An 18,385-nucleotide genomic window follows, 5' to 3' on the forward strand; every position below is an offset into this window, starting at 1 on the left:
CCGTGCCGCCTCCGTCGGAGCGACTTCCGGCATGACCGCCCGGGACCCGTCCGCGCAGCGGCTGCACAGTCACCGTCCTGCCTGTCCCGCCTTCGCCAAAGTCGGTTTCACCACTGGGCTGTTGAGGGGCCGGCAGGCGTCCGGCCACTCGTCCGCACGGGTCCGGCGGTGGCGCCGCTTCTCGACGATCTGCGCGCGCCTGGCAGACTCGCCGCCAGCACCGAGGCAACCCCAGCCCACACGCCGTTCGAGTGACGCGACGCAGCACCGCGGCAGCGAGTGGCCGTGAAGGAGGACCAGCAGGAATGAAGATCGCGATGGACGACCTCTCCGGACCGGAGATCGCCGATTTCCTCGACGAGCATGTCCGCCAGATGCGGGCCATCTCGCCTCCGGAGAGCAAGCACGCCCTCGACCTCGACGCCCTCCGGGGGCCTGAGGTCACGTTCTGGGCGGTGCGGGACGGCGACAGCCTGGTGGGTTGCGGAGCGCTCAAGCGGCTGGACGCGGACCACGCCGAACTGAAGTCGATGCGCACCACGGCGGCACGCAAGCGGAGCGGGGTCGCGACCTTGCTGCTGGAGCACATCATCGCCGAGGCCGAGCACATGGGGTTCACCCGGCTGAGCCTGGAGACCGGCACGGCCGAGTTCTTCCTGCCCGCCAGAAAGCTGTACGAGAAGTTCGGGTTCATCCACTGCGAGCCGTTCGCGAACTACCAGCCCGACCCCCACAGTACGTTCATGACAAAAAAGCTCTGAGGAACCTCGCTCCGTCCACAGACCCTGCCGATGGCCCCGGGCCGGGCAACGTCCCGATCGTCACGGTCGAGCCTGGTCAAAGGGGCAGGACCGTCACCCCTCTCCGGCAACAGCTCCCGGGAACCTCGTGGAGGAGCGGCTCGCTCCTCCACGTGTGGGAGCCGGGACCGTCAACGTGCCGGAGCAGCCGGAGGACTTGGGCTGGACGCCTTCCTCGTCCGAGGGCTGCTCGCGTGTGTGACGGTCATTGTTCTCGGCCCGTGGCGGGTCTGCGCGCAGGTCTGGCACTCGGACCATTTCTCGGTTCAGGCCAGACCGAACTTCTCGGCGTGCACCTGTCGCGCGGGGACCCGCAGGTCTCGCAGTCCGGCGAGAACGGCCTTGGTCATGGCGGGCGGACCGCAGACATACACATCACGTTCGGTGATGTCAGGAACCAGCCGATGCAGGCTGCCCGAACCGAGCAGCGAAACACCGTCCTCGCCGGTCCTGCCGGTGAGCAGGTGCAGCCGTCCGCCCCGGAGCTCTACCAGATGGCGCACCTCGTCCAGCAGCACGGCGTCGGCCTCGCTGCGCACCCGGTACAGCACGACGACGTCACCGGTCGTCTCCTCCAGCATGGCCCGCACGGGTGTGATCCCCACACCGCCGGCGATCAGCAGGGTGCCGGACCGGGTCCGGTGCAACGAGGTGAACGCCCCGTACGGTCCTTCGACGAAGGCAGGGCTACCGACGGGGACGTTCCGCAGGCCGGCGCTGGTGCTGCCCGCCGCCTTCGCCGTGAGGCGCAGCGTCTGTCCGTTGGGCGCCGCCGACAGGGAGAAGGGGTTGGCCAGCCACCAGTGGTTGTGCCCGGGGAACCGCCAGATGCAGAACTGACCTGCCCGTGCCGGGAGCTTGTCGAGGTGTCGTCCGGTGACGTACACGGACACCACGTTGTCCGACTCCGGTACCACGGCCTCGACACGGAACCGGTGGTGGACGTTGCGCCACAGCGGCACGGCGACACGCCCGGTCAGCAGAGCACCGAAGGCGAACAGCCACAGCACCCACCAGTAGGCCGTGGCGAACGCGGAGGACGTGAACGTCGTGGTCTCCTGCAACTGGTGGACGAACGACAGGCCCGCGGCCACGTAGAGCAGCAGGTGCAGACCGTGCCAGACCTCGTACCGCAGTCGCCGCCGCAGTGGCCGGGTGGAGATCACGGCTATCACGACGATGACGGCCGTGGCGAGCATGCCCAGCAGTGAGGCCGGCACCCCGCTCAGTGCGACGAACGTCTTCCCCGTGGACGCGCCGTCGAGTCTCGCATAGCCGAGCACCACCAGAGTGGCATGCGTCAGGACCGTCCACAGCAGCAAGAACCCGACCCAGCGGTGCCAGACAGTGAGCCGGTCCATCCCGATGCGGCGGTCCAGCCAGGGCAGCCGGGCCACCAGCAGCAGTTGGAACATCATCAGCAGTGCGGCGTGCAGTCCGAAGAACCTGGCGAGCGTGAGCACCTCGTTCTTGCCAGAACCGGCGCTGAGGAACAGCGCCTCCACGATCACCACATTGACGACAGCGAAGGTCCGCATCGTCCAGCGCGCCGCGTCCACCGGAAGCACGGTGCCCGCCCGCACTCTGTTGTTCACCACCGCCATGGTCGTCTCACATCCCCCCGTGGCCGCGCCACCCGCGACCCGTATGCGCAAACCCGATGAAGATCCAGCAATTCGCCCGGATATGTATCTCGCTCGGACAAGCATACGAACCGCGGGCCGGATCCGTTCACGCCAGAAGCGTCGAATCCGGCCGCGCTCGGTGCGTCCCCGCGGACCAGGGTTCCCGCGACGGGGCATGTCGCCGAGTCGTGCGGCGCCCGTTCCGTGGCGACGCAACGAGGACAACGCGACCGGCTCATCCGCCCGAGGTGGGAGCTCCGCCGGCAAGTGCAGTCCACTGGCGTCGCCGCGCTCCCCCTTTCGTGAGCTTGACCCGGCGGGTGATACTCGGCAGCGTGGCGGACTGGCTGATCCTCGCGGGCCTCCTGGTGATCACGCTGTCGGCCTGGCCATTGGACGGCAGGGCGGCCAACGATGCCATGGTGGCCCAGCTGGAGGCGTTCGAGGCCGACGATCGGCGCGAGGCCGTCGTCGAGCCGGATGCCGTGCGGCAACTCGACCCGGTGGCTCTGGGCCGACTCCAACACATGGCAAGCGACGACCCGAAACTCTGGGCGGGCGGCCGCGTTGGGAGCTGCGGCCGTACTGGCCCTGGACCATGCCTGGATCCGGGCGGGGTTGGCGTTGGTGATGGGCTTGGTGTCGCTGGCTGTGGCATCGGACTCGGGAGTCCGCAGCCCAACGCTCCCCGATGTGACCGCCAGGGGAGAACTCGCCCTTCAACTGGCGCGTAGGCACTACGCGGAGCTGAACCCGAGGAAGCGGCCGGCCTCGAAAACGTACGACCCGGCCACGGTGCGTATGGCGGTCGCTCTCTTCGGCTGGCCGGTGGTCAGACGTATCGACGAAAGGATCTGGGACGACTGGCACGAGCCGAATCGCGACACGGACGGCGCCGGAGAGGGTGCCTTCTGAAGTGCTGTCCGATCACCTGCAGCGGAAGCCGTTCGACAACGTCGTGGAACCAACCTCCTGAGACGCCACAGCAGACCGACCGGCCGGCAACGGCCGATGAGGGTCGCAACAAGCGTGCCACCAGCGGTAGTTGCGCTCTGTGCGGAGACCGATTCCAGCCCAGCTGGGGCGACATCGGTCTCGTCCAATCCGTTCGCCTGCCGCTGTCCATCTCCACCGTTGACCATGAGGCCTCTGTGAGCCGCGCCCACCGCAAGAAGATCCGCAATGCGGTCACAGCCGGTGAGCCTCAGTGAAGTGATCTGAGTCACAGTCTGTCACAGCGGCCGATGAGGCGGTGACGTATGGCCGAACACCTGGAACCGAGGAGGCACCATGACTGGGCAGACGAATGTGGTCGTGATCGGTGGCGGATACGCGGGCGTGATGGCCGCGAACCGGCTGATGCTACGGGACGACGTGACCGTGACGCTGATCAACCCGCGCCCGGATCTTGTCCACCGGGTCCGCCTGCACCAGCTGGTGGGCGGGTCCGACGACGCGGTCGTCGCCTACCGGAACGTCCTGGCCGAGCGCGTCCGGCTGGTGGTCGAGACCGTGACCCGTATCGACGCGGCCGAGCGCAGCGTGTCGCTGGCGGCCGGCGGCACGCTCGACTACGACTACCTGATCTACGCCGTGGGCAGCGGCAGCGCCGAACCGAGCGTGCCCGGGGCAGTCGAGTCCGTCCATCCGCTTGCCACTCTGGAGGAGGCGCGGCGGCTTCGTGCGGTCCTCGACGCCACGCCCGCGACGGCCCCGGTGACGGTGGTCGGCGCCGGCCCCACGGGCATCGAGACCGCCGCCGAACTGGCTGAGCAGGGCCGCCGGGTGACGCTGGTCTGCGGTGGCGTCCTCGGGCCGTACCTGCACATGCGGGGTCGGCGCTCGGTCGCGAAGCGGCTGGCCGCGCTTGGAGTGACGGTCGTCGACGGCTCCGGTGCGAAGGTGACGGGGGTGACCCGAGACGCCGTGCGGCTCGCCGATGGCCGTGAGCTGCGGAGCGAGGTCACCGTCTGGGCCGCCGGCTTCGGCGTGCCCGACCTGGCCGCGCGCAGCGGTCTGAGCACCGACGTTGTGGGCCGGCTGGTCACGGACGAGACGCTGACGAGCGTGGACGACGTGCGCATTGTCGCGGCCGGGGACTCGGCGGCACCGTCCGGCCTGCCGCTGCGGATGAGCTGCCTCAACGCGACGCCGCTGGGCGCGCGCGCCGCCGACACGGTGCTCAGCCGTCTCGCCGGTGAGCAGCCGGAAGACCTCCACCAGTCGATGTACGCCCAGTGCATCAGCCTGGGCCGGAGGGCGGGCATCTACCAGTTCGCCAACCGGTCCGACGTCGCGGTGTGGCTGCACATCGGTGATGGTCTGGGCGCCAGGATCAAGGAACTGGTCTGCACAAGGATCCCCGAGCACCTGGCCAAAGAGGCGAGCAAGCCCGGTTCGTTCGGCCTGCACCGCATGCGGGGCGGTGTCGCCAAGCGCCGGCAGGCGCTGCGTGACCACCGTGCCGAGGCACCGGCCGCCGACCGGGCGGCCTGACCGGTGTGTGCTGTGAGGATCCTGCCATGGACCCACTCGGAGGCGGTCCACCGCCGGGGCCGACCGCAAAGGACGGATGGAAGGGACCAGAGATGCGCGGCGACGCCACCGAACCGGAGACCGAGGCGTTCCTCGCTCACCGCAATCTGCTCTTCACCGTCGCCTACGAGATGCTCGGATCGGCCGCCGATGCCGAAGACGTCCTCCAGGAGACCTGGCTGCAATGGGTCAAGGCCGACCGGGGGCAGGTGCGCGACCAGCGCGCCTTCCTGGTCCGGATCACCACCCGCCAGGCGCTCAACCGGCTGCGCACCATCAAGCGAAACCGGGAGACCTACGTCGGCTCCTGGCTGCCCGAGCCGCTGCTCACCGTGCCGGACGTGGCCGAGGACGTCGAGCTCGCCGAGAGCGTGTCGATGGCGTTGATGCTCGTCCTGGAGACGTTGTCGCCGACCGAACGGGCCGTCTTCGTGCTGCGGGAGGTCTTCGACGTCGACTACGACGAGATCGCGGCCGCTGTCGGCAAGAGCTCCGCGGCCGTCCGCCAGATCGCCCACCGAGCCCGCCGGCACGTCGATGCCCGGCGTCCCCGCCAGACGGCTTCCTCGAACGAGGGACGGGCGGTCCTGGAGTCGTTCCAGCGTGCCGTCGAAACCGGGGACCCACAGGCCCTCCTGAAGGTGCTCGCCCCCCAGGTCGTCCTGATCAGCGACGGCGGCGGCATCAAGCATGCCGCGCTGCGGCCGGTCACCGGCGCCGAGCGGGTGGCCCGTATGTTCGCCGGCGGCATGGGCAAGCTCGACGGCACGATCACCACCGAACCGACCGTGGTCAACGGCAACCCGGCGCTCCTCGTCCGCCTGGACGGCAAGATCGACGGCGTCATGGCGATCGGTGTCGAGGACGGCCGCATCACCGGCCTCTACTACGTCCGCAACCCCGAGAAACTGTCCCACGTCACATCAGCAACCCCGCTCACCCTTCACTGACCCCTTCGTCCTCCACTCGTGCGCGTAACAGCTCGACGACCGGCACCTGTCCGCCTGCGGCTTGGAGGCGCGCGGAGCGCCGGTCACGCCGACCTCCCCGCGAGCACGCCCGGACGCCCCACTCGGGGAGTCCGGGCGAACCACCGGAGCGGGCGCCGACGACAGCGGTGCCGGGCTCGCTGTGGTCGGCGACCCGCGTCCCGGAGCCCTGTCGCGTGTGAAGGCCGCCGAGGCCGTACTGAGCACGATGCGGGACGGAAGCCGGGACACCGGCGGCAGACCGGCATGCCGCGTCCCGCCTATCCGGTCGGCGGTGGTGCAGGTGCCAGGAGGCCGTACTTGATCCCGAGCAGCAGCAGCCGGCGGGCCTCGAATCTCCGCATGCCTCCTCTCACCATCGCGTCGAGCAGGCTGTCCACGCGATGAACGGCGCCGGGCGCCGGTCCCGTGCCGGCGAGCACCTCCGGGACGATCCGCCGCGCGGCGTCGAGCAGGACCGGGTCGTCCGTGCAGCGCAGGTCGCCCGAGAGCTCCGAGGAGGACGTTGCGTAGTGTCCGAACACCTCGTTCGCCCTGGGTGGCCAGCAGCGTGCCGTACCGGTCCGATGGGCCGAGCCCGGACGGGCCAGACGGCCGAGCAGTCCGTCGATCCGGGCCACGACCGTGGGCCAGGCGTGGTTCTCACTCGCGCGCCGGCTTCCCCGTGCTCCCATGGCCTTGCGTTTCGACGGGTCGTCCGCCATCTCGCGGAACGCCGCGACCAGGAGTCCGAAGTCGACCGAAACCTCACCCGCCAACGCCGAGCCGAGGTCCCACTCCGGAAGGAAACCCGCCGTGTCACCGAGGTACCCGTCGGATCTCCACGTCGTGGGGAGGAGCCGGCCCGTCACACCGTCCACGACGGTGTCCTGGTAGCCGCTCCAGTCCGACGCGATCACAGGCAGGCCGTGGGCCATCGCCTCCACGACTCCGAGCCCGAAGGTCTCCTGCGTGTTGTCCCCGAGTTGGACGAAGACGTCCGCTGCCGCATGCAGAAGCCCCTTCACCTGCCTCGACGGATTCTCGACGAGTCGGACACGGCCATCGAGGCCGAGCGCGCGGATCCGGGCTGTCAACCGGCCGGTGTCCTCGCCCGTCGCATCGCCCGCGATGACCAACGTCGTCGAGGGGTCACGGCCGAAGGCCGCGAGAAAGCCGAGCAGGAGGACGGTCGGATCCATCTTCGACCGCGACGAGACGCGTCCGAAGCACAGGAAGACGGTGGCGGTGGCGGGAAGGCCGAGACTCTGCCGCGCCGCGGCACGATCGGTCGGTCTCGACCCCCTGGAGTCGACGCCGAGCGGAATCAGGTACGGCTCGATGCCGCGGTGTGCCTCGGGAGTCCGCGGCACCGATTCGGACACGCTCGCCTGGAGCCTGCGCCAGGAGACCACCGCACGCCTGCTGGTGCAGATCAGGGAGTCGGAATCACCGAAGAGGTCGGGTCTCAGCGCGGGCAGGATCGCCGAGTTGAACGCATCGGCGCCGTTGAGCGCGTGGGCGAGCCCGACCAGCGGCCACTCGGGCCTGCCCCACCGGCTTCGGAACACCGCGCCCTCGTCGAGTCGGGTGGTCGCCTGAAGGATCGCCATCGGGGCATCGCCGGGTACGCGCAGTTCCTCGGGGAAGGCCAGGTGGGCCCGTGCGTGCCCGTCGTACGCGGACAGCAGGGAACGCGCCTCACGCCGGGTCAGAGTCGGGTTGGGCACGACGACGAGCGGCTCGGCGATCGAGTACCGCAGGAGGTTCTGCAGCACCGCGTGCTCTGCCACCTGCGCGCCGCCCATGGGCAGACCCGGGTTCGCGTCCTTGAGTCGCTCGTGGTCCGGTGGCAGGCCGAGGAAGACCACACCGTACGGCATCGGTCACGGTCCGTCCGTGCCGTAGCCCAGCCTTCGCATCAGCCCGTCGTCCACGTGCCCCAGGGCACGCTCGATCGCCTGCTTGTGCTCTCTTCCCATGGGCGGCTGATCCCGGGGTGACGGACTCGCGGTCTCGAGGGCCGGGCAGCGGTGGTCCCACGGGCACGGCCGGACGGGAAGGCGCGGCAGAACGGCCGGCCGGACGTCCGCGGCGAGCCCCAGCTCCGTCCGCAGCCGCTGCATCGTCCGCCCGCATCCCTCGACCAGGTCCTCGCACCTGACGACGAGGACGCGCAGACCCGCCTTCCGGAGTGCGAGCCAGCTCCGGTAGTTCCGCGTGTACCGGGCGATCGCGTCGGCCGGCGTGGTGGGAGGCCGTCGCAGCGCCCGGACCTCGAACCGCCACAGGCTTGCCAGCCACGAGCGGGGAGCCCTGACCGAGACGACCGCATGCAACGTGCCGGACCGGTAGGCCTCCGCGACCGGCGATGCCCACTGCCTGAGGAACCGGGCCTGCTCCGGGTCGTGTGGGTCGGTGGTGTCGGCCGGACGCGCCATGGTCGTACGGTGCAGGAATTCGAATGCGGCGTCAGGGTGGCCGCGGACCTGCGACCAGACGTGTGCGAAAGGGGCCGGCGGGCTGTGCTTGTCGCCGAGAGCGTGCATCAGCACGAGAGGGCCGGAGCGCTCGTCCGAGAGCAGCTTCCGGAGCACGTTGGTGCCCGTCCTCGGTTCTCCGTACTGCTTGACGACGATCAACGGGGAAGTCCCTTCGTCAGGCGCCGCAGTGCTCCGACGCTCGCCAATGAGAACAACAGCCGACTGCGCAGTTCGGGACCGCTCGACTCGATGGCACTCCAGTCGACCAGATCGTCCAACCGTCCCGCCTCGGCCCGCATGTAGGCCACGAGACGGGCGTCCTGGTACTCCAGTTGATCGAAGAAGTGCCGACGAGGGGGTTCCACCTGGTGGATGGCGCTGGCCCACGGCCTCCGGCGGCGTCCCCGACCCTCCGTCGGGAACCGCAGCAGGGCGGGTTCGAGTCGGCGTATCAGCCGGCGATGAATCGATCCCCTCCCTCTGCGATACCACGGCACCGCCCGTGCGAGGGTGGACCATGCGTCAGTGCAGAACGGGACGGCCCACTCGGTGAAGCCGGAGACGGCTGCCAGGTCGGCGCCGGTCTTGTTCGGCGTCCGCTCGGTGGCGAAGGCGTGGTCCAGCGCCGCTCCGAGCCCCCCGCCGACGCGCAGGAGGCGTTCCAGCCGGTCGCCGCAGGCCGCTTCGGCCAGGCCCTCCCGGAGCTCGGGGTGGAACGCTTCGGACTCCCGCTCCGTCAAGGCGAGATCGTGGCGGAGCCGCCACTTCCGCCGCGCGAATCGGCCGTCGGGTGGCATCAGACGACGGATCAGCCGGTGTCGGGCGATCTCGTCGTAGGTGGTTCTGGCCGCCTCACCGTTGAAGCCGAGGAACAGCCGCGCCCCCTCGGCGTACCGAGCGAACAGCACCCCGGGCCAGTGGCTGACCGGCAGGACGCCGTTCGTCCGTTGTGCGATCCGATCGGCTTCGAGGAGGAAGTCCGTTGCGGTGACCTGGCACTCCACGAGATCCAGCGCGAACCGGGCCGCGATCTCCCGAGCGATCAGAACGTCGTCGGAACGCGGCTGACCGCACACGAGGACGCGAGGCCGCACCCCGTTCCGCAGCAGGACCGACAGCAGCAGTCGGGAGTCCAGGCCGCCCGTGAGGCAGAGTACGTCGCCACCGCCCCGCCACGATCGCATCACCTCCGTCTCCAACGCATCCCGCAAGGCGGTGACCGAGAAGGCGTCGGCAATCCGTCGCCGACGGTCACGCACCAGCGTCACCTCGCCGGACTCGATGGTCGTCACGGACCCGGGTGGGGTTCGCCGGACACCCGCAACCACGGTGTCGTCACCGAGCACATGGCCCAGGGCGAGGTAGTCACCGAGTGCCCGATGGTTCCACCGCCAAGGCAGGCCGGAGCGGGCGTGGACCTCACCGACCGTCCCCCCGTGCACGACACCGCTCCTGGTTCGTGCGTAGAAGTGGAGCTGTACGCCTCCACGGGAGGTGACGATCGTCGTCCGGTCCGGTTCCTCCGACACGACGACGAACTGACCACGTGCGTCGAGGATCTCCTGAGGTGCGTTTGCGGCGATGGACCTCCGCAGTCGTTCGACCGTCCATTCGCAGTCGCCGCGAACCGTGATCCCGATCATTTCCCACCACGCCTCGAAGACGCTTCCATGTCGCTGACGACGACGTCGGTCACGTACTTCACGGTGCATCGGCACATGGCGGTCTCGGCCGAATCGAAGGTGCCGTTCTCGAAGAGTTTGTTCACCGGTGCTCCGCCACCGCACACCGAGAAGTAGTCGCACGTCCTTTCGCAGCGCTCGACACCGTTCCCCACCGCGGCGACTTGCGCGCGGAGGCTCGCACTCGCGAACAATTCCGGCCACGACGTCCACACGGTCCCGATCGAGAACGACCCGTATGCCGGATGGGTGAGTCCGGCCAGTTCGGGCGAGAAGGTGTAGAGATTGCCGTCGACGTCCACAGTGATGAACCCGAATGGCTGCGCCTGGTCGTTGACCGCACCGAACCCGTCACCGTGGATCGACCGGCGGACTCTGCTGAACTCCCGCACCGGGATTCCGGTCCTCTTCTCCCACCCCAGGAGCCGCTCGAAGAATCTCTGCAACGCCGGCTCGAACCCACCGGTGGCGAGGGACGCGGATCGGTGACTCCCCTCGGTTTCCTCGACATTGATGCCCACCGAACGCGGCGCCGTCGCTTCAAGGAAATCCAGGAAGTGATCCTGCTGCTCGAGCGTTGCGGGAGTCACCACGGATATGGTGTCGAACGGGACGTCCTCCTCGCGCAGACAGGTGATTCCTCGCATCGCACCGCGAAAGCTCCCTTTCTGACCTCGCGTCACCCGGTGGCGGTCGTGGATCTCCTCGGGGCCGTCGATGCTCACGCCGACACGAAAGGAGTGCTCCTTGAACAGACGGCACCATGCACTACTGATCAGGGTGCCGTTGGTCTGCACGCTGTGCCGGATCCGGTAGCGCCCGGACAGGCGCGCCGTGATGATCGAGACGGCGTCCTCGTAGAAGGCGATGCCCGCGGTGAGTGGTTCACCTGCGTGCCATCTGAGTTCGAGCACCTCGGCATCGGAGCAACCCGACAGCAGTAGATCGGCCAGCGCGTCGACCACCTCCGTACCCATCACCTTGTAGCGGTTACGATCGGGTAGATAGCAGTAGGTGCATTCAATGTTGCAGAAAGGTGTCGCTTGCAGGACCACCTGCTGCACTCCGCGATCGGTATTCACCGGGGCACCCTCCATCGGTAGTCACCCGACATGAGCACAGCGACGTCCGCCGATCCGGACTCGTTCGTCGCCCCGTCATGGATCAGGTTCTGAGGGCTGCACAGGTATGCGTCGCCCGGCTCGAGTCTGATCCTGAGGACCGGTTCGTCGGCATACGTCACGAGAAACTCTTCCTTCAATGCCACCGAGTCGGTCTCATCGAGACCGGACTTGGTCAGCTTCCCGAGGCGTCCCAGCAGTCCCTTCACGGTCTGCGGCACGAAGACGACGTAGCGGTGACTGAGACCGACGTTGACGGCGAAAAGGACGTGGGATCGATCCCGGTGCCCGAGGGGAAGTCGCTGGTGATTGTCGATGTGCAGGCCGACGAAATGCCCGCTGTCGAAGTCGAATGCCGTGGAGACGAGTCCGGGCCGGTGGACGACGCAGTCCGCCGGGCCGCGGTCGTGGCACCGTATGCCGTACTCCCGGCCCAGGTGGGCCTCCATGCCGGAACGAACCCGTCCGAGTGCCACCCGCCGGTGAGCAGGCCCGCCCCCGGCGACGGCCGGGAGAAGCTCGCGGCGCGCGAGGTGCAGGGCGTCGCCTCCCATGCGCACGACCGTCACGGCGCGACTGAGCGGAGGAGCGGGCCGGCGGTTCGTCGCCCCTCGCACGACGTCGGGCCGGACTGGGCGCCAATCCGGGCGGGCGAAGTAGGCCGGTGGACCGCCCGGAGGCCCGCTCGCATATGTGCCCGGCGAGAATTCCACCGTCACGTCGGTGAGGACGTTCAGAGCGATTTCCCCGTCCTTGCTGGGCGGAAGGCCGGTCGGTAGACTGCCGCCGTTCATTCGCACTCCGATCTGCAGGCGGACCATGTGAGAGTCGAATCCCCAGGCGATGTTTCACTGCTCAGCTGGTTACCCGGCGGCGTTGCCGCCCCGATAACTCTCGCCAGCCACGGGTCCTGTCCGGCCGGCGTCTCCCCCGACGGTCGACGCGTTTTCCATCCCCGGCTGCCATGGAGTCCCTCCGTGGGGAGCAGAACGCATTGGAGCAGGAAGCGACTCGACCCGGGCGACGATCTGTCCCGCATCGTGGGAGTCTTCGATCTCGGAAGGGAATTCGCCGGCCGGCATCGACAGGCTTTGGTCGACTCGGTGCGGTCGGTCGGGGGGAGGCACGGATCGGGTCGTGTTGCGAGAACCGCCGCCGAGGAGTGCACCGACCTCATCGAGAGTCAGGGCGTGTTGCGCTGCGTTCGGACGGAGCACGAGGCCATCCACATGGTGGAGGCGTCGAGTCGTGGCACTGCGTACGACTACGGATCGGGGGCGTACGTCGGGCTGCACATCGACAACGAGTGGTTGCAGGGCGCCTCGTTCCGCAACGAGAAGAACCGAGACTTCGGCGTGCTCGGAGTGAATCTCGGGACGGTGGAGCGCTACTTGCTCGTCGTTGATCGCACCGCCGGGCAGATCACCCGGGATCTCGGGCAACCCGGCACGGCACCTGCTTCGGCCGAACGAATCAAGGACGAATTCCTCGGCCGTTTTCCGTCCCATCCGGTGCTTCAGGTGAGGATCGAGCCCGGCCAGGGCTACTTCTGCAACCCGCAGAACCTCATTCACGACGGCGCGACCAACGATTCGGGACGCGTGGATCTCGCCCTCTTGGTCTTCGGGCGCTTCGCGCCGACCGCGGGCCGGAAGTGAATCACGGCGACCGCCTTCACTTCCGGCCCGCAGATGCCGCCCGCATGCCTTGTCAGTTTCCCCAACTGCTGTGGGAATAGCACGATCCCGGACTTGATCCGTCGCCGGTGTCTCGAGCGTCCTGAATGCGGCTCTTCATTGACCTCATATCACCCGTGGACGAGACGGAGATGGGCGAGTCCGCATGATCAAGCATTTCCAACAAGGCACGATCATCGTCGCCGGCTTGGTTGGCCATGTGTTCCACACTCCCTCGGAATCCGGTTGCTGGAACTCTGATTCGCGACTGTGCAGTTGCGCACGCAGCGTAGCATCGGGACTCCACGCGAACAAGATTCACAGACTCGTCCGGGGTCCTATGACTTGAATCCGCAGTCGATGGGCGCTGGGCTCGTGGCTGATGTTGCGGGTGCGACTGGACTGCCGTCGGGTATTCAGGGGGATTTGATTTCCGGTCCATTGCTTCCGCGCGCAGTATTTCCCGAGGAGAGGCACGCCGGGCGGATAAACACAGCGGCCGAACGCCGGACTTCCGGCGTCCGTCCGCCCCGGACGAGGCCGTGCCCCCGTCACCCGTACCGGGCGGCCGGCGCAGCTTCCCGGGACGCGGACGTGGCGTCAGCCGGTGCGCAGCGCCGCGAGGAGGAAGGTCAGCAGCGCCGGGGACAGGGGGCGGCAGGGAGAGGTTCGGCCCGCTCGAACGTGGCACGGGCAGCGCGCAATCTCGCCACCGTAGCCGGGTCGGCCGGCACGGCTGGGCGGACTGTGCCGCCCAGCCGTGTGGTGTCCGTCAGCACGCGCAGGTGGCGGAGCCGATCGGAGCGGTCAACGGGTCCGCCTCGCGCTGTTCGGTACCGGTCGGAGATGCAACCGGGAAGCCCTCCCGGATCCAGTACTCGATGCCACCGATCATCTCCTTGACCCGGTAGCCGAGCCGGCTGAGGGCGAGCGCCGCGCGGGTGGCGCCGTCGCAGCCAGGCCCCCAGCAGTAGGTGATGACCGGGACCTTCGGGTCGAGAAGGCCTGCGGCTCGGGTCGGAATGTCGGCGGTGGGCAGGTGGACCGCGCCCGGCACATGACCTTGCTGCCAGCCGGCACTCCCGCGCGAATCGACCAGGACGAAGCCCGGATCGCCCGAGTCGAGTGAGGCGCGGACGTCGGAGACGTCCGCCTGGAAGGTGAGGCGTGCGGTGAAGAAGGCGGCGGCGTCGACGGGAGGCGCGGGCGGCACGTGCAGTGCGGGGCTTGCGGCAGGGTTGTTCATGGGCGAAACACTACGAAGTACGGCCACGTGCAGGAACGGGCAATCCCCGGCCGTTCCGGACCGCGACCGGGGATGTCGTGGTATTTGTTCTCCATGGCCGCCGATTTCATCGACCAGATCGACATGCGCATCCTGGAAGCCCTGCAACAGGATGGGCGGGCCAGTTACGCCGAGCTGGCACGGACCGTGTCCATGTCGGCCAGTGCTGTCACCGAGCGTGTGCGCCGGCTGGAAGAGAGCGGTGTGATCCGCGGTTACTCGGCAGTGGTGGACCCGCAAAGGCTTGGTCTCGGCATCCTGGCCTTCGTCCGCCTCCGCTACCCCACGGGCAACTACAAACCGTTCCATGATCTGGTTGCGACCACACCCGAGATCATGGAAGCCCACCACGTCACCGGCGAAGACTGCTTCGTGCTCAAGGTCCTCGCCGGTTCCATGAGCCACCTCGAAGCAACGACGGGCCGAATCGCCGGACTCGGCTCCGTCACGACCAGCGTCGTCTACTCCAGCCCGCTTTCGGACCGCGCGATCACGACGATGGCCGCATCGCCGGAGCGGCAGGACCGGGCGCATCGACGTGCATGACGGTCTTGTGGCTCCTCGAGGCCGATGAGCTCACCCATGCCTGTGCTAGTCCGCGAACCGCACCACCACGGGGGGCACCACCGCCAGGTCCCCCGCCGCGGACGCCGCCCGGAGCCTGATCGACGCGGGACGGTGGCCCACTCCGGGTGGTCGACGCCGGGCCGGGACGCCGTCGGGGTGGTCACGCCGCCGCACGCGGCGTCCCGGTTCACCGGGAAGCACTGACCGTGCCGCGGCTCAGACCAGGGCTGCGGCCTCCTCAAGACCCAGACCGCCGCCCTCGGCGCGCGCCGCCTCGAACCCCGTGTCCCCGAGCACGGCGCGTGCGGACTCCTCCGCCAGCCGGCGGTTCTCCCGCTCGAAGGAACTGAGGAAGTGGCCGGGCGGCAGCAGTCCCTCGTGGGCGCCGACGAGCCGGGCCGCGCGCAGCGCCCGTTCCTCGCCGCCGAGCCCGATCAGCGCCCGCGCCGCGGTGAGCAGTTGGGAGGCCGAGAGCTGCGGGCTGACCATCATGGACAGTGGGGTGCAGCCGAGCTGCAGCGCGCGACGGCAGCGGACCAGAGCGTCCTCGAACTCGCCGTCGAGCACGTCAACACAGGCCAGGACACCGTGGGCCAGCCCCTCGAACACGGCGAGCGTCTCGGTGCGGAAGTCGTCCAGCAGCGCCGTGAGATGGCTGCGCGCCTCGGCGGTGCGACCGGTCCTGGCCAGCCGGAGCGCCAGGATCAGCCGGGCGGCGATCACACCCTCGTAACCGCTCTCGGGACCCGCGGCGAGCAGCTCGCGCAGGATCGTCTCGGCTTCGGCCCCGCGGCCCGTCTCGTCGAGCACGGCAGCGAGCCGCGCCCGCAGCAGCGAGACCTGGCTCTGCGCACCGAGGACGGCCGCGCGGTCGATCGCCCGGCGGAAGTCCTCGGCGGCCGCCTCGTAGGCACCGCTGCGTTCATGGGCCTCGCCGCGGGCGGACAGCGCCTCGGCCGCACCCCAGGCATCGCCGAGCCGTTCGAAGATCTTGAGACTGCGGTCCGCGTCACGGCGTGCGTCGCCCGCCCACAGGGTGCGGTTGGCCAAGGCGTTGGCCCGCACTTGCAGCGCCGCCGCCAACTCCCACTCGCAACCCGCCTCCTCCGCGGTGCGGACGGTCGTGTCGAGGACCTCCAGCACGCGTTCGCCGTCACCGGCGATGAGGACGGCGAAGAACCACAGCGAGGCGGGGAAGCGGCACGCCTGCGGCAGACCGGGGTGGTAGGCCTCGGTCACGCGATCCAGCCAGCGGCGGCGCTCCGGGGTCATCCACTCCTCGATCGCATGGTCCATGTTGACCATCCGCACCAGCCGGACCTGTCGGCGCGCCTCCGTCAGCAGCTCCGGCCGCAGCGGCGGAGGGGTGTCCGTGCAGCGCTCCGTCAGCGGCGGGGCGGGTACGACGGGATGCGCGAACGGGTCGGGCCCCAGGGCGGCGACGGCGTCCGTCCAGTGGCGGGCTTCGCCGCGCAGATCCCTCAGCTGCCAGTACCAGGCGAGCGAGAGCACCAGACTGAGCCCCTCGTGCTCGTCGCGCGCGGCGACCGCGTGCCGCAGCGCGGTTCGCATGTTGTCGTGTTCCAGCTGCAGCCGGGCGAGCGCGGCACGCTGACCAGCCCCGCGCAGCCGGGGCTCGAGGTTCCGCGCCAGCTCCCGGTAGTGCACCAGGTGCCGGCGCTCGGCGGCTTCCCGCTCGGCGGCCTCGTCGAGCCGCTCCCCCGCGTACTCGGCCACGGTCTCCAGAAGCCGGTACCGCATTCCGCCGTCCGGGCCCGGCACGGCGACGACCAACGACTTGTCCACGAGGGCCCCCAGAAGCGCGGCGACGTCCGGTGCCGGGTGGCGCTCGCGGGTACGGTCGGCCGGGTCGGCGCAGACCGATTCCGCCGCAGTGAGGTCGCACTCACCGGCGAAGACCGAGAGGCGGCGCAGCACGGCGCGTTCGGGGAGGTCGAGAAGGTCCCAGGACCAGTCGACGACCGCACGAAGGGTCTGCTGCCGCGGCAGTACGGTCCGCGCGCCCGTGCTGAGCAGCCGGAACCGGTCGTCGAGGCGGTCGGCGATCTGGGGGGCCGTGAGCATCCGCAGTCGCGCGGCTGCGAGTTCGACGGCGAGCGGGAGCCCGTCGAGACGGCGGCAGATCTCGGCGCATGCCGACGCGGTCACCTCGTCCGCGTCGATGCGGAAGCCGGGGCGCGCGGCCGCGCCGCGGTCGGCGAGCAGGCGCAGCGCCACCGGGATGGGCAGCGGTCCCACGGGCCGCACCAACTCCCCCGGCACACCGAGTGGTTCCCGGCTGGTCGCCAGAACCGTGAGCCCGGGGCAGCGTTCCAGCAACCGCTGGGCGAGTGCGGCCGCCGTCTCCACGACGTGCTCGCAGTTGTCCAGGAGCAGCAGCATGCGCCGCCGCGAGCAGTACTCGACGAGCCGCACGAAGGCGTCGCCGCTCTGTCGCTCGCCGCCTGCCCGGAGTTCCTCCGCGCCTGCTCCCCGCAGCACGGTTTCGCGTCCTCCGAGCGCGCTGAGCACCGCCTCCGGGACGGACTCCGGGTCCTCCAGGGGCGCGAGTTCGGCGAGCCAGACGCCGTCAGGCCAAGGCCGGTCGGGGCCCGCCGCGGCCCGCTCGGCCGCCTCCTGCGACAGCCGCGTCTTGCCCGAGCCGCCCGCTCCCACGAGCGTGACGAGGCGGAACCGGGCCAGATCCGCCCGGATGGCCCGCAGATCGGGCTCGCGCCCCACGAAGCTGTTGAGCCTGGCGCGCAGGTTCCCGGGCGGCGGAGTGCCCGGCGAGGCGTCGGCCGCCGGCGGGGCCGCCGGGGAAGTGCCGCCCGCCTTGTGAGGGTAGGGGCGCAGCAGTTCCTCGTGCAGCGCGCGCAGACCGGGCCCCGGGTCCGTGCCCAGGCGGTCGGCGAGAACACGGCGGACGTCCTCGTACGCGGCGAGCGCCTGTGCGGTGCGGCCGGCATCCCGCAGCGCCGTGATCCGCAGCTCCTGGAGCCGTTCGTCGAGCGGATGCGCGGCGCACGCTTCCGCCAGCTCCGCGAGGGCCTCCTCCGCCCTGCCGCCGATCGCGAGCACCGCGGTCAGCCGGGTGCGCTGGGCATCGAGCCGTCGGGTCTCCCAGCGGGCGGCCTCCGCGAGCCGCCCCGGCAGGTCCGCCAGTACCGGGCCGCGCCACAGCGCGAGCGCCTCGTCGAGGAGCGCCGCCGCCCCGCGGGCGTCGCCGTCGGCCATGGCGCGCGTCCCCTCGCCCGCGAGCCGGTCGAACCTGTGCAGATCCACCTCGTCGCGCTGCGCGCGCAGTTGGTACCCGCGGCCGTCCCCGGCGGCCACGGCGGCCGGTCCCAGGGCCCTGCGGAGCCGTCCGACCAGCGCCTGCACGGCACCGACCGCGTCCGAGGGCGGGTCACCGTCCCAGATGTCGCCGACCAGGACGCCCACCGGGACCGTGCGTCCGGTCCGCAGCGCCAGCGCCGTCAGCAGCGCCCGCAGCCGGGCGCCGCCGAGCGCGACGGGCGTACCGTCGTCGTGGAATGCCTGAGTCGGGCCGAGTACGCGGTATTGCACCCGGCCATTGTGTCCGCCGACCGGCCGTGGGCGCGCGCGGGTGTCCGATGCGCCGGGTGCGCGGCGGCGACGG

The 18,385-nt window shown here is 69.9% G+C and carries 14 protein-coding genes; 6 read left to right on the forward strand and 8 right to left on the reverse strand.

Annotated elements, in window-relative coordinates:
• The first annotated feature begins 305 nt into the window (after window positions 1–305).
• The gene (locus AB0J10_RS02375; RefSeq protein ID WP_363056932.1) at window positions 306–761 is read left to right on the forward strand and encodes a GNAT family N-acetyltransferase; all 456 of its coding nucleotides are present in this window, start codon (window positions 306–308) and stop codon (window positions 759–761) included.
• 305 nt (window positions 762–1,066) lie between these two features.
• Here AB0J10_RS02375 and AB0J10_RS02380 read toward each other — a convergent pair whose 3' ends face one another.
• Window positions 1,067–2,404 carry a ferredoxin reductase family protein gene (locus AB0J10_RS02380; RefSeq protein WP_363056934.1) on the reverse strand — a complete coding sequence of 446 codons (1,338 nt, stop codon included), beginning with the start codon at window positions 2,402–2,404 and terminating at the stop codon, window positions 1,067–1,069.
• Window positions 2,405–3,118: 714 nt separating this feature from the next.
• Between AB0J10_RS02380 and AB0J10_RS02385 the strand changes: the two genes are divergently transcribed.
• The 3 genes from AB0J10_RS02385 to AB0J10_RS02395 all read left to right on the forward strand — a co-directional run bounded on the left by AB0J10_RS02385 (window position 3,119) and on the right by AB0J10_RS02395 (window position 5,910).
• Window positions 3,119–3,340, forward strand: a complete 222-nt coding sequence (locus AB0J10_RS02385; protein ID WP_363056936.1) for a hypothetical protein — start codon at window positions 3,119–3,121, stop codon at window positions 3,338–3,340.
• A 375-nt stretch (window positions 3,341–3,715) separates the two neighbouring features.
• Window positions 3,716–4,921: an FAD-dependent oxidoreductase gene (locus AB0J10_RS02390; protein WP_363056938.1), complete on the forward strand. Its 1,206-nt coding sequence runs from the start codon at window positions 3,716–3,718 to the stop codon at window positions 4,919–4,921.
• Window positions 4,922–5,013: 92 nt separating this feature from the next.
• On the forward strand, window positions 5,014–5,910 hold the full coding sequence (locus AB0J10_RS02395) for an RNA polymerase sigma-70 factor (RefSeq protein WP_363056940.1): 897 nt from the start codon (window positions 5,014–5,016) through the stop codon (window positions 5,908–5,910).
• A 299-nt stretch (window positions 5,911–6,209) separates the two neighbouring features.
• On the opposite strand, the gene AB0J10_RS02400 is transcribed toward AB0J10_RS02395, so the two are convergent.
• Genes AB0J10_RS02400 through AB0J10_RS02420 form a run of 5 tightly spaced genes read right to left on the reverse strand, consistent with a single transcriptional unit; the run spans window position 6,210 to window position 11,768 of the window.
• The gene (locus tag AB0J10_RS02400) at window positions 6,210–7,811 is read right to left on the reverse strand and encodes a glycosyltransferase (protein ID WP_363056942.1); all 1,602 of its coding nucleotides are present in this window, start codon (window positions 7,809–7,811) and stop codon (window positions 6,210–6,212) included.
• 3 nt (window positions 7,812–7,814) lie between these two features.
• Window positions 7,815–8,570 (reverse strand): hypothetical protein, encoded by a 756-nt coding sequence (locus AB0J10_RS02405; protein ID WP_363056944.1) that lies wholly within the window; start codon window positions 8,568–8,570, stop codon window positions 7,815–7,817.
• A complete protein-coding gene (locus tag AB0J10_RS02410) occupies window positions 8,567–10,054 on the reverse strand; it encodes an asparagine synthase-related protein (protein ID WP_363056946.1) in 1,488 nt (495 codons plus the stop codon). The genes AB0J10_RS02405 and AB0J10_RS02410 overlap by 4 nt, the downstream gene beginning before the upstream one ends.
• Entirely contained in the window at window positions 10,051–11,175 is a 1,125-nt protein-coding gene (gene grrM / locus AB0J10_RS02415; protein WP_363056948.1) for a cyclophane-forming radical SAM/SPASM peptide maturase GrrM/OscB, read from the reverse strand. The genes AB0J10_RS02410 and grrM overlap by 4 nt, the downstream gene beginning before the upstream one ends.
• Window positions 11,172–11,768, reverse strand: coding sequence for a hypothetical protein (locus AB0J10_RS02420; protein ID WP_363056950.1), 597 nt, complete (start codon window positions 11,766–11,768; stop codon window positions 11,172–11,174). The genes grrM and AB0J10_RS02420 overlap by 4 nt, the downstream gene beginning before the upstream one ends.
• Before the next feature lie 423 nt (window positions 11,769–12,191).
• Between AB0J10_RS02420 and AB0J10_RS02425 the strand changes: the two genes are divergently transcribed.
• Window positions 12,192–12,872 (forward strand): hypothetical protein, encoded by a 681-nt coding sequence (locus AB0J10_RS02425; RefSeq protein ID WP_363056952.1) that lies wholly within the window; start codon window positions 12,192–12,194, stop codon window positions 12,870–12,872.
• Between the two features lie 790 nt (window positions 12,873–13,662).
• On the opposite strand, the gene AB0J10_RS02430 is transcribed toward AB0J10_RS02425, so the two are convergent.
• The gene (locus AB0J10_RS02430) at window positions 13,663–14,136 is read right to left on the reverse strand and encodes a rhodanese-like domain-containing protein (RefSeq protein ID WP_363056954.1); all 474 of its coding nucleotides are present in this window, start codon (window positions 14,134–14,136) and stop codon (window positions 13,663–13,665) included.
• A 93-nt stretch (window positions 14,137–14,229) separates the two neighbouring features.
• Between AB0J10_RS02430 and AB0J10_RS02435 the strand changes: the two genes are divergently transcribed.
• Window positions 14,230–14,721 (forward strand): Lrp/AsnC family transcriptional regulator, encoded by a 492-nt coding sequence (locus tag AB0J10_RS02435; protein ID WP_363056956.1) that lies wholly within the window; start codon window positions 14,230–14,232, stop codon window positions 14,719–14,721.
• Window positions 14,722–14,958: 237 nt separating this feature from the next.
• Here AB0J10_RS02435 and AB0J10_RS02440 read toward each other — a convergent pair whose 3' ends face one another.
• Window positions 14,959–18,312 carry a BTAD domain-containing putative transcriptional regulator gene (locus AB0J10_RS02440; protein ID WP_363056958.1) on the reverse strand — a complete coding sequence of 1,118 codons (3,354 nt, stop codon included), beginning with the start codon at window positions 18,310–18,312 and terminating at the stop codon, window positions 14,959–14,961.
• Between the last annotated feature and the right edge of the window lie 73 nt (window positions 18,313–18,385).

This window comes from Streptomyces sp. NPDC049887, assembly GCF_040656535.1.
In the GTDB taxonomy this organism is placed as follows: Bacteria; Actinomycetota; Actinomycetes; order Streptomycetales; family Streptomycetaceae; genus Streptomyces.

What these genes read in the sequence shown, in the direction of transcription:
- AB0J10_RS02390 (WP_363056938.1), top strand. Translation starts at nt 3,716, where the DNA reads ATGACTGGGCAGACGAATGTGGTCGTGATCGGTGGCGGATACGCGGGC.
- AB0J10_RS02430 (WP_363056954.1), bottom strand. Translation starts at nt 14,136, where the DNA reads ATGAACAACCCTGCCGCAAGCCCCGCACTGCACGTGCCGCCCGCGCCT.
- AB0J10_RS02435 (WP_363056956.1), top strand. Translation starts at nt 14,230, where the DNA reads ATGGCCGCCGATTTCATCGACCAGATCGACATGCGCATCCTGGAAGCC.
- AB0J10_RS02420 (WP_363056950.1), bottom strand. Translation starts at nt 11,768, where the DNA reads ATGGGAGGCGACGCCCTGCACCTCGCGCGCCGCGAGCTTCTCCCGGCC.
- AB0J10_RS02380 (WP_363056934.1), bottom strand. Translation starts at nt 2,404, where the DNA reads ATGGCGGTGGTGAACAACAGAGTGCGGGCGGGCACCGTGCTTCCGGTG.
- AB0J10_RS02400 (WP_363056942.1), bottom strand. Translation starts at nt 7,811, where the DNA reads ATGCCGTACGGTGTGGTCTTCCTCGGCCTGCCACCGGACCACGAGCGA.
- AB0J10_RS02395 (WP_363056940.1), top strand. Translation starts at nt 5,014, where the DNA reads ATGCGCGGCGACGCCACCGAACCGGAGACCGAGGCGTTCCTCGCTCAC.
- AB0J10_RS02410 (WP_363056946.1), bottom strand. Translation starts at nt 10,054, where the DNA reads ATGATCGGGATCACGGTTCGCGGCGACTGCGAATGGACGGTCGAACGA.
- AB0J10_RS02375 (WP_363056932.1), top strand. Translation starts at nt 306, where the DNA reads ATGAAGATCGCGATGGACGACCTCTCCGGACCGGAGATCGCCGATTTC.